The 9,361-nt window shown below is 68.9% G+C and carries 10 protein-coding genes; 5 read left to right on the plus strand and 5 right to left on the minus strand.

Features of this window, described 5'->3' with window-relative positions; genetic code table 11:
- Positions 1 to 29 precede the first annotated feature (29 nt).
- On the minus strand, positions 30 to 581 hold the full coding sequence (locus tag C8258_RS05620; protein ID WP_233224894.1) for a TetR/AcrR family transcriptional regulator: 552 nt from the start codon (positions 579 to 581) through the stop codon (positions 30 to 32).
- A gap of 145 nt (positions 582 to 726) precedes the next feature.
- On the opposite strand from C8258_RS05620, the gene C8258_RS05625 reads away from it, so the two are divergent.
- The 4 genes from C8258_RS05625 (at position 727) to C8258_RS05640 (ending at position 3,742) form a co-directional block, all read left to right on the plus strand.
- Complete coding sequence (locus tag C8258_RS05625; RefSeq protein ID WP_106954226.1) at positions 727 to 1,566, plus strand: oxidoreductase; 840 nt, start codon at positions 727 to 729, stop codon at positions 1,564 to 1,566.
- Positions 1,567 to 1,613: 47 nt separating this feature from the next.
- Positions 1,614 to 2,246, plus strand: coding sequence for an urease accessory protein UreF (locus tag C8258_RS05630; protein ID WP_106954227.1), 633 nt, complete (start codon positions 1,614 to 1,616; stop codon positions 2,244 to 2,246).
- A gap of 112 nt (positions 2,247 to 2,358) precedes the next feature.
- A complete protein-coding gene (gene ureG, locus C8258_RS05635) occupies positions 2,359 to 3,072 on the plus strand; it encodes an urease accessory protein UreG (RefSeq protein ID WP_106954228.1) in 714 nt (237 codons plus the stop codon).
- Positions 3,062 to 3,742: an urease accessory protein UreD gene (locus tag C8258_RS05640; RefSeq protein ID WP_106954229.1), complete on the plus strand. Its 681-nt coding sequence runs from the start codon at positions 3,062 to 3,064 to the stop codon at positions 3,740 to 3,742. Before ureG ends, C8258_RS05640 begins: the two co-directional genes overlap by 11 nt.
- 145 nt (positions 3,743 to 3,887) lie before the next feature.
- Here the strand turns inward: C8258_RS05640 and C8258_RS05645 are convergent, their stop codons facing one another.
- Together C8258_RS05645 and C8258_RS05650 are read right to left on the minus strand one after the other, a co-directional pair.
- Positions 3,888 to 5,426 (minus strand): NAD(P)/FAD-dependent oxidoreductase, encoded by a 1,539-nt coding sequence (locus C8258_RS05645; RefSeq protein WP_106954230.1) that lies wholly within the window; start codon positions 5,424 to 5,426, stop codon positions 3,888 to 3,890.
- 137 nt (positions 5,427 to 5,563) lie between these two features.
- Positions 5,564 to 6,229, minus strand: a complete 666-nt coding sequence (locus tag C8258_RS05650; protein ID WP_106954231.1) for a TetR/AcrR family transcriptional regulator — start codon at positions 6,227 to 6,229, stop codon at positions 5,564 to 5,566.
- Between the two features lie 87 nt (positions 6,230 to 6,316).
- On the opposite strand from C8258_RS05650, the gene C8258_RS05655 reads away from it, so the two are divergent.
- A complete protein-coding gene (locus C8258_RS05655) occupies positions 6,317 to 7,780 on the plus strand; it encodes a cytochrome P450 (protein WP_106954232.1) in 1,464 nt (487 codons plus the stop codon).
- Here the strand turns inward: C8258_RS05655 and C8258_RS05660 are convergent, their stop codons facing one another.
- Complete coding sequence (locus tag C8258_RS05660; RefSeq protein ID WP_106954363.1) at positions 7,781 to 8,671, minus strand: tat pathway signal sequence; 891 nt, start codon at positions 8,669 to 8,671, stop codon at positions 7,781 to 7,783.
- A 126-nt stretch (positions 8,672 to 8,797) separates the two neighbouring features.
- Positions 8,798 to 9,004 carry a hypothetical protein gene (locus C8258_RS05665; protein WP_025349494.1) on the minus strand — a complete coding sequence of 69 codons (207 nt, stop codon included), beginning with the start codon at positions 9,002 to 9,004 and terminating at the stop codon, positions 8,798 to 8,800.
- Positions 9,005 to 9,361: the final 357 nt, after the last annotated feature.

Genomic DNA, 9,361 nt, shown 5'->3' on the forward strand with positions numbered 1-9,361 from the left:
CCAGCCTGCAACCTTCACCATTGTTGAGGTCAAATATGCGCGGAGGTGCCCACACCACGCAGCAGGGTGTCGACCACGATGTCGGCCGCGCGGGCCGGATCGAGCTGCGGAAGGTTCTCGGCGGCGTTGACCATCAGCTGCGCCAGCAGTGTCGACACCCAGCCCTCGGGCAGGCCGGGGCGCAGCAGGCCTTCGTCGGTGGCTCTCCGGAGAAACCTGTCGACCTCGGCGATCAGCGGTGCCCGGCGCTCGCGAACGGTTTCGTCGGCCACCAATCTCGCTGTCTGCACCGGCCAACGGCGGTTGACGCCGATGATCGCTTCCACGTACCGGTGCAGGGCGACCGCGACCGGCGCCTCCCGGAGCCGGGCACTCGCTATGGCTTCCTCGACCGCGTCGTATCGAGCCTGGTAGACGGCCGCGAGGAGGTCGTCACGCGAGGCGAAGCGGCGGTAGACCGTGCGCCTGTCCACGCCGGCTTCGGCGGCGATGGCCGACAGGCTCGCGGACGGATCGTCGGCGAGCAGCCGGGCTCCGGTGGTCAGCACCTGTTCGATATTGCGGGCGGCGTCAGCTCTCACGGCTTCAATGTACACATGTGAGCAGCGGAACTATGAATAACTGCTGCTATTAAGCAGCGAAAATTGGATTAAATGCTACATTGATGTGGCACTTCAAATTGTCTGGTCGCCGACAGCGCCCGGACCGTGGAACGGAGAAGAGAACATGGCCGGAACATGGCTGATCACCGGTGCGTCGCGGGGCCTGGGACGCGAGCTGACCGAGGCCGCGCTGGCCGCCGGGCATCGGGTCGTCGCCGGTGCGCGCCGCCCGGAACAGCTGGACGACGTGGTCCGGCGCTACGGCTCGCACATCCTGCCGGTGCGACTGGACGTCACCGACCCGGCGGCGGCCGAGGCGGCCGTGCGCGCGGCCACCGAGACCTTCGGCTCCCTCGACGTGGTGGTCAACAACGCCGGATACGCCGACAGCGCGCCGATCGAGGAGATGGCCGCCGACGATTTCCGGGCGCAGGTCGAGACCAACCTGTTCGGCGTCGTGCACGTCACCCGCGCCGCACTCCCGGTGCTGCGGGCCCAGCGCTCGGGGACCTTCGTCCAGATCTCCTCGATCGGCGGCCGGGTCGGTGGTTCGCCGGGCCTGGGCGCCTATCAGACGGCGAAATTCGCGGTCGAGGGATTCTCCGAGGTGCTGGCGAGCGAGGTGGCCCCGTTCGGGGTCCGGGTCGTGATCGTCGAGCCGGGCGCCTTCCGCACCGACTGGCAGGGCGCCTCGATGACCATCCATCCGGTGGGAGCCGACTACGAGGCGACCGTCGGCGCCGTCCACCGTTTCCGCCGCGACAACAACGGATCCCAGCCCGGCGACCCCGCTCGCGCAGCCCGCCTCATCGTCGAGGTGGCCGACTCGGACGAACCGCCACGCCGGCTGCTGCTGGGCAGCGATGCGCTGGCCGCGGCCCGCGCGGCCGGACAGGCGCGAGCCGAGGAAACCGAGAAGTGGGCCGCGGTGAGCGCTGCCGCGGACTTCGCGGCGGCCGGCTGACCGCGCGTTCTAGGATCGGAGATCGTGCCCGCCCGCAGGAGATGCCCATGAGTCTCGCGATGGTGATGTCGCTCGCCGACTCGCGGCTGCCCATCGGCGGGCACGTGCATTCGGGCGGAGTCGAGGAGGCGGTCAGCTCCGGGCTCGTGCGTGACCTCGACACGGTGGCGGCCTATCTGCGGCGCCGGATCCGCACCACGGGTCTGGTCGCGGCGTCGCTGTCGGCGGCCGTCTGTGCGGGAGCCCTGACCCCCTCGGCGGCCGAGGCGGAAGCCGATGCCCGCACCCCGGCACCGGCGGCGCGCACGGCTTCGCGGGCGCAGGGCCGCGGACTGTTGCGGCTCGCGAAACAGGTATGGCCGCAGCATGATTGGTCCGACCTGGGCATGCGGCCGCATCTGTCCACGGTGTTCGGTGCCGTGGGCCGGGCCGCGGGGGTGCAGCCGGTGGAGATCGCCGGGGTCGTGGTCTATACGACGATGACCGGAGCCGCCACCGCGGCCCAGCGGTTACTCGCCCTCGATCCGGCCGCGGTCGCGGCGATCACGCTGGAGCTGGCTGCGCTGTGCGACGAGACCGCCCGCGCGGCCACGATCGGCCCGGCGGCCCTGTCCGATCCGCTCGGTGACGTACTCGCTCAACGCCATCTCGACCGTGAGATGCCGCTGTTCGCGTCGTAGCCCGCGCGGCGGAGCAATTGCCGGCCGGGAGAGTCGCCGGCCGGGAGGTAACACCGGGTTCACATGAATCGGCCACGATGATCGCCGAGAGTCGAGGCCCGAAGGAGAGCTCATGCCGCCCCATCTGATCGACGGTGAACCGCACGATCACGCCCACGATCGTCCCAAGCGGGTGCGGACGCCGGGGGAGCCGGTGCGCATCGGGATCGGCGGCCCGGTCGGATCCGGGAAGACGGCGCTGGTCGCGGCGCTGTGCCGGCAGCTGCGCGCGGAACTGTCGCTGGCGGTGCTGACCAACGACATCTACACCACCGAGGACGCCGATTTCTTGCGCCGCCACGCGGTCCTGCCCGATGAACGCATCAGCGCGGTGCAGACCGGCGGTTGCCCGCACACCGCCATTCGCGACGACATCACCGCCAACCTCGACGCCATCGATGATCTGATCGAGGCGAATCCGCCGCTGGATCTGATTCTGGTCGAATCCGGCGGCGACAACCTCACCGCGACCTTCTCCGCGGGCCTGATCGATGCGCAGATCTTCGTCGTCGACGTGGCCGGCGGCGACAAGGTCCCGCGCAAAGGCGGTCCGGGCGTGACGTTCTCGGATCTGCTGGTGATCAACAAGACCGACTTGGCACCGATGGTGGGCGCCGACCTCGAGGTGATGCGCCGCGATTCCGCGGCGGTGCGCGCGGGCCGCCCCTTCGTCTTCAGCTCGCTGACCGAGGATCCGGCCGCGACACCGGTGCTGGCGTGGGTGCGCGATCAGCTGGACGCGGTGGCGGCCGCCGAGGCCGCCGGGGAAAGCGCTGTTGCGCACTGATATTCGCATCGTCGCGCGCGCCGGGGCGCTGCCGTGGTCGGCGGCCACCGGCGCGGTGGCGGTCCGCTGCACCGGACCGGATACGGTGCATCTGATCGGTGCCGCGGCCACGCCGCTCGGCGGGGACGAACTCGATATCCGCATCGTGGTCGAGCCCGGCGCTCGCCTGGTGGTTCGTTCGGTGGCGGCGACGATCGTGCTGCCCGGCCGCACCACCCGGACGTCGACGGCGTCGTGGTCCTTCGACGTCGGCGCGGGTGGTGAACTGGACTTCGATCCGGAACCGACGGTCGTCGCCGGGGGAGCCGGCCATCGTGCCGTCACCACCGTGCGGCTGGCCGCCGACGCCCGCATCCGCGTTCGCGAACGCGTGCAGATCGGCCGCACCGGCGAGGATCACGGCCGCTGGTGCGGTGATCTCGTCGCCGACCTCTCCGCCCTGCCGCTGCTGCGGCATCGCCTCGAACTCGGCGCCGGCACCGCCTCCGACGACCTGCTGTCGGCTCCGCGCGCGCTGTGCAGCGAACTGCGATACCCCGACGACAGCCCCGCCGCCACCGCCGGTCTCGCGGCCGCAGTGCTTCCGCTCGCCGCCGGTGGCTCGTTGTCGACGTGGACGGGTGCGCGGCTGTCCGAAGCGTCCGGCAGTTCCCGCGTCGACGCCGGGTGACCCACCCGGGCAACGTTCGCCCGCCGAGAACGGGGCACCCAGCCCCTGTCTCGGAAAGGTGGATCCGCGTCCTGTCGTGAATACACAAGGGCCGCAAGCTCATCGGCTCGCGGCCCTCGGTGCTGCGGTGGTGAAACCGGCGTGCTCAGCCGGCCTTCGGACGTGACGAGCCGGAGGTGGTCGACTCGCTACTGCCGGAGGCGGGGGACACGTCGGCGGATTCGCTTGTGGCGGAGGACTTTTCGCCGTCCGGCGTAGCGGCCGCCGATTTCGCCGGAGATTCACCCGGTGCGGCGGGAGGCGTCGTGTTGCCGACCTCGGCCTGCACCTCCCGGGCATCGGTCTCGTTGCCGTTCATGGCCTCGAGTGCCAGCCGGGCGAAGACCCACTGTTCGGTGGCCGCCATCTGCCCGCGGTTGCGGCCGAGGAAGGCGACGAACCACTGGAACACCGTGACGGTCCGGCTGCGGTAGCCGATCAGGTAGTACAGGTGCAGCACCAGCCAGATGAGCCACGCGAGGAAGCCGGAGAACTCCAGCTTGCCGATCTGACACACGGCGTTGAACCGCGAGACCGTCGCCATACTGCCCTTGTTGAAGTACTTGAACGGCTTGCGCTGATCCGGGGTCTGCTTACCGGCGACCTCGGCCTTGATCTGCTTGGCCGCGTAGGTGGCGCCCTGAATGGCGCCCTGGGCCTGACCCGGCACACCGGGCACCGCCATCAGGTCGCCGACGACGAAGACGTTCGGATATCCCTTGATCGTCAGATCCGGTTCGACCACGACTCGCCCGGCCCGGTCGGTTTCGGTGCCCTTGGACCGTTCGGCCAGCATCTTGCCCAGTTCGCTGGCCTGCACGCCGGCCGACCACACTTTGCACGCCGATTCGATGCGACGCTCGCTGCCGTCCTTGTCCTTGACCGTCACACCACGGGCGTCGACGTCGGTGACCATGGCGTTGAGCTGGATCTCCACGCCCATCTTCTCGAGGCGCCGCTGTGCCTTGCCGCCGAGTTTTGGTCCCATCGGCGCGAGTACCGCGCCGGCGCCTTCGACCAGCAGAACGCGCGCGTCGCGCGGATCGATGTTGCGGAAGGTGCCGACCAGGGTGCGATCGGCGAGTTCGGCGATCTGGCCGGCCAGTTCGACGCCGGTCGGGCCCGCGCCGACCACGACGAAGGTCAGGAACCGGTCGCGTTCCTCCTGGGTCTTCGCCAGTTCGGCCTCCTCGAACGAGCCGAGGATGCGCGCGCGCAGTTCCAGCGCGTCGTCGATGGTCTTCATCCCCGGCGCGTAGGTGGCGAACTGGTCGTTGCCGAAATAGGACTGCTGGGCGCCGGTCGCGACGATCAGGCTGTCGAAGGAGGTGACGGTGTCCTGGTTGAGCAGTTTCGACGTCACGGTCCTGTTCACCAGGTCGATATCGTGGACCTCGCCCAGGATCACCCGCGTGTTGTGGTGTTTGCGCAGCACGATGCGCGTGGCGGGGGCGATCTCACCGGTGGACAGAATGCCGGTGGCGACCTGGTAGAGCAGCGGCTGGAACAGGTGCGTGGAGGTCTTGGAGATCAGTACGACATCGACGTCGTCGTGCTCGAGATGTTTGCACGCGAACAAGCCGCCGAAGCCGGATCCGATCACCACCACGCGGTGGCGTCGATTCTCGACAGTTTCGGTTCCCATCAGCGCTCCTCGCCGGACGTTCGGTCTACGACAGGCTCAACGGTAGTCGGCTGCCCGAAGGCAGTCACGACGAGCACCGAATGTCGGCGCGTCCGCGCCTCAAGCCCGGTTTCGCCCCGCGCGGGGCGGGTATGCGTTCACTTCGGCACCGGCTCCGCCGCGCCCACCAACGGCCCGACGAGGCGGTCGCCGCCGATGCTCTCCACGCTCGGCCACAGGAAGGCCGCGAGCTGGTCGACGAATTCGGCGCGGGATCGGATCGGCTGCTGTATCCAGGCCTCGGCCGACATCAGAATGGCGCCGACGGTGGCGGTCGCCCAGATCCGCGCCAGCGCCGGGTCGGCGTCGAGGCGGCGCAGAATGATGTCGAAAATCGATGTCGCCCAATCGGATACGCGGGTGAAGAACGGCCGGTGCTCGGCGTCGCCGTGCTCGAGTCGCTGCATCATGACGTGGTGCAGGTTGGGATTGGCGTCGACGAAATCGCACATCAGGGTCACCACCGCCCGCAGCAGTTGCCGGGCGGGTAGCGGCTGGGCCAGCAGATGGTCGGCGGCGGCGATGATCGCGTTCATATGCCGCTCGGCCAGCGCGTCGATCAGCGCCGGGAGGTCCGGGAACACCGCGTACACCGCGGTGCGCGCGTATCCGGCCTCGGCGGCGACCTGCGCGATCGTCATGCGCGCACCGGAGTCGGCCACCACCCGCTCGGCCGCGTCGAGAATCTCCCCGCGCCGGCGGTCGGGATCCCGGGGTGGCCCGGGCGGGCGGCCTGGACGCCGAATTTCTGTGTCCCTTGTCACAGCGTGATTCTACCTCTAATGTACGAGGTGTACTTTTCTTGCGGCCGGGCGGCGTGGCGCGGTCGCTGTGTTCGGGAGGCATCAGTCATGGTCAGCGTCGACCCGCGTCCCTCCGGCGCCGAGCGGGAGAACATCGGCTTCATCGAAATACCGGACGGCCGTCCGATCGACCGGCTGCTGCACCGATTACCGGCGCGGGAGCAGGTCCTGGCGACGCCGCCGCGGGGCAGTGCGGCATCGGCCGTGCGCGGCGACGCCGGACTGCCGGTGCTGGGCCGCTCGCTGCAGTATCTGCGCTGGGGTCCGGCCGAGATGTACGACCGGTACCGCCGCTACGGCCCGGTCAGCTACAACAAATCCTTCGGTGTCGACCGCGTCCTGGTCGCCGGCCCGCAGGCCGTCGACGAGGTACTCGGCAAGCGGCGCAACGATTTCGGGCAGGGCTGGGACTTCCTGATCGGCTCGTTCTTCCGCCGCGGACTGCTGCTGCTGGAATTCTCCGAGCACATGTTCCACCGGCGCATCATGCAGCAGGCGTTCACCCGCGAGCGGCTGGAATCGCATCTGGCGCAATTGAGCCCGGTGGTCGAGGCCGCGGTCGAGCGCTGGAGTCCGGCCGGTGCGCGCACCCTGCGGCTGTATCCGACGGTGAAAGATCTCACTCTCGAGATCGCCACCGAAACCTTCATGGGCGTCGATGCCGGGCCGCAACGCCACCGGCTCGGGCAGGCCTTCCTCGACTGCACCCACGCACCGCTGGCGCTGGTGCGCTATCCGGTGCCCGGCGGTGCGTGGCGGGCCGGTCTGCGCGGGCGCAAGACGCTCGAGGAGTACTTCACCGCGATGGTGCCGCACAAGCGCCGCGAAGAGGGTGCGGACTTCTTCTCCGCGCTGTGTCACGCCCGCACCGAGGACGGTGCGATGTTCTCCGACGCCGACGTGGTCAACCACATGATCTTCCTGATCATGGCCGCTCACGACACGACCACCACCACCGCGACCTCGGTCGCCTACTATCTGGGCCGCCACCCCGACTGGCAGCAGCGGGTGCGCGCCGAGGCACAGGCACTGTTCGACGAGCTCGACGGCGCGCCGCCGACGATCGCCGACCTGGATCGCCTGCACGATCTGGATCTGGTGATCAAGGAGAGCCTGCGGCTGGTGCCGCCGGTGCCGGGCCTGGTGCGCCGCGCCGTACGCGACACCGAGGTGGCCGGTCACTACATTCCGGCCGGCACCCACGTCGACGTCGCCTACGGCGTCAACCATCTGATCCCCGAATTGTGGTCGCATCCCGCGCGTTTCGACCCGGAACGGTTCACCGAGGGCCGGCGCGAGGACAAATCGCACCGGCTGGCGTGGATGCCGTTCGGCGCGGGAGCGCACAAATGTATCGGCATGCATTTCGGCACCCTCGAGGTGAAGGTGGTCATCGCGGCGATGGTGCGCGCCTACAGCTGGCACATCCCCGACGACTACCTGATGCCGTGGGGATTCAACACCATCCCGTTCCCGCGCGACGGGGCGCCGATGCGGCTGTCGCGGCTGTGACTAGCGTCCGGCGAACAGCAGCTGCGCGACATGCGTGGTGGTCTCCTCGCCGTCGGTGTAGCCGCCTTGGTCGCCGAGGGAGTTCATCACCGCGAGGGTGTAGCGCTCACCGGGCCCGGCGAAGCCGACCGAGTTGACCACCCAGCCGCCGTTCTCGTCGGACCAGCCGTTCTTGAGGCCCGGATGCATGGCATCGCCGGCACCCCACACGCCCCAGTGCTGGTTGGTGTCGACCTTGCGCATCCGATCGAGCAGATAGCCGCGGTCGTCGGGGTTCATGTGGTCGAGCACATTGTTCATCAGCCGGTCCAGATCGGACGGCGTGCACTGCTGAAAACCCCAGTCCGGGAACAGATGTCCGTTGCCGTTGGTCGGGCGCGGCACCAGGCCGGTCATCCCGTCGGCGCGGAAGGCGTTGTTGAACGCCTGCCGATCCGGGCCCGCGTACTTGTTCCACAGGAAGTCCGCCGCGGCGTCGTTGGAGGTCGCCAGCATGGACTCCATCTGGGTGCGGTCCTCGGGCGTCAGCGTGATCGCGCCGACCCGCGCCCGGTTCAGCAGATCCTCGGCGATGGCCAGTTTGATGGTGGAGGCGGTCCAGAACAGGGTCTCGGCGTTGCCGTTGGCATAGGTGCCGCCGGTGACGCGGTCACGCACCACATAGCCGGTGACGCCGGGCCGGGAGGCCAGATAGTTGTCGACGGCCGCGATCCGGCTGCTCATATCGCAGTCGAAGCCGTCGCGGCAGCCCTGCATACGCAGCGGGACGGCGGCGGCCGGAGCGGGATCCAGCACGGGGGTGCCCGCCATCAGCGCGGCGGCGACGACGCAGGCACCGGCGGCCAGGCGGGTGGTTCGAATGCCGCGGGACGCGGTCCGGGGATAACGCACGGTGAGCCACAATAGCCACAAATGCGCCGATCACGCACGTCTTGAGGTCGGCCCGCGGATGTGCTAGCTACGCGGAGATCGTTGCAGGCCAGCGCATTTCGGCCATATCGACCGCAACGACGCAGGTCAGCGGAATGCTGCGAGCAATTCCTCGACGCTGCGGCCGTTGAGCCGATAGCAGTGCTCGAAGGCCTCGGAATGTCCGTCGCGAGCCCAGCTGTGCAGCACCACACCGCGGCCGTAGTGCCGGGAGTTGATCAATTCCCACGTCTCGCCCGATCGCCGTACCGTGAACCCGGATCTGGGTACGAGGGGGACCACCGTCGCAGACATGAATCGAACCAGCCTTTCGATACCGCTTCTCCCGAAACCTCCCCGCGGAAAACTGTGGCACACGACGGACCCGGTGTGCGGGTGACACGCGGTGGCGAATTGCGTTCGTGATAGCCGAATGGTCATGATGGCCGGATTCGATTGTGTTGCCGAATGTTTGGTGACATGCTGCGAAGGGCGGCAAATCGGTGGTAACGGGCGTTTACGGGTCGGTTGCGGAGGGCTCGTACCGCGGCGTTCACCGGGTGCGGCGCTCCGAGACGGGCCGGTGCCGCCGGGAGCGGTGGCCGGGTTTGTAGGATCGGGCGCGCCGCATCACCGCGACAAGGGATCGCGCGCGAGGGACTAGAGAGGCGG

Origin of the sequence: Nocardia sp. MDA0666 (genome assembly GCF_003023875.1) — a bacterium.
GTDB classification, from domain to species: Bacteria; Actinomycetota; Actinomycetes; order Mycobacteriales; family Mycobacteriaceae; genus Nocardia; species Nocardia aobensis.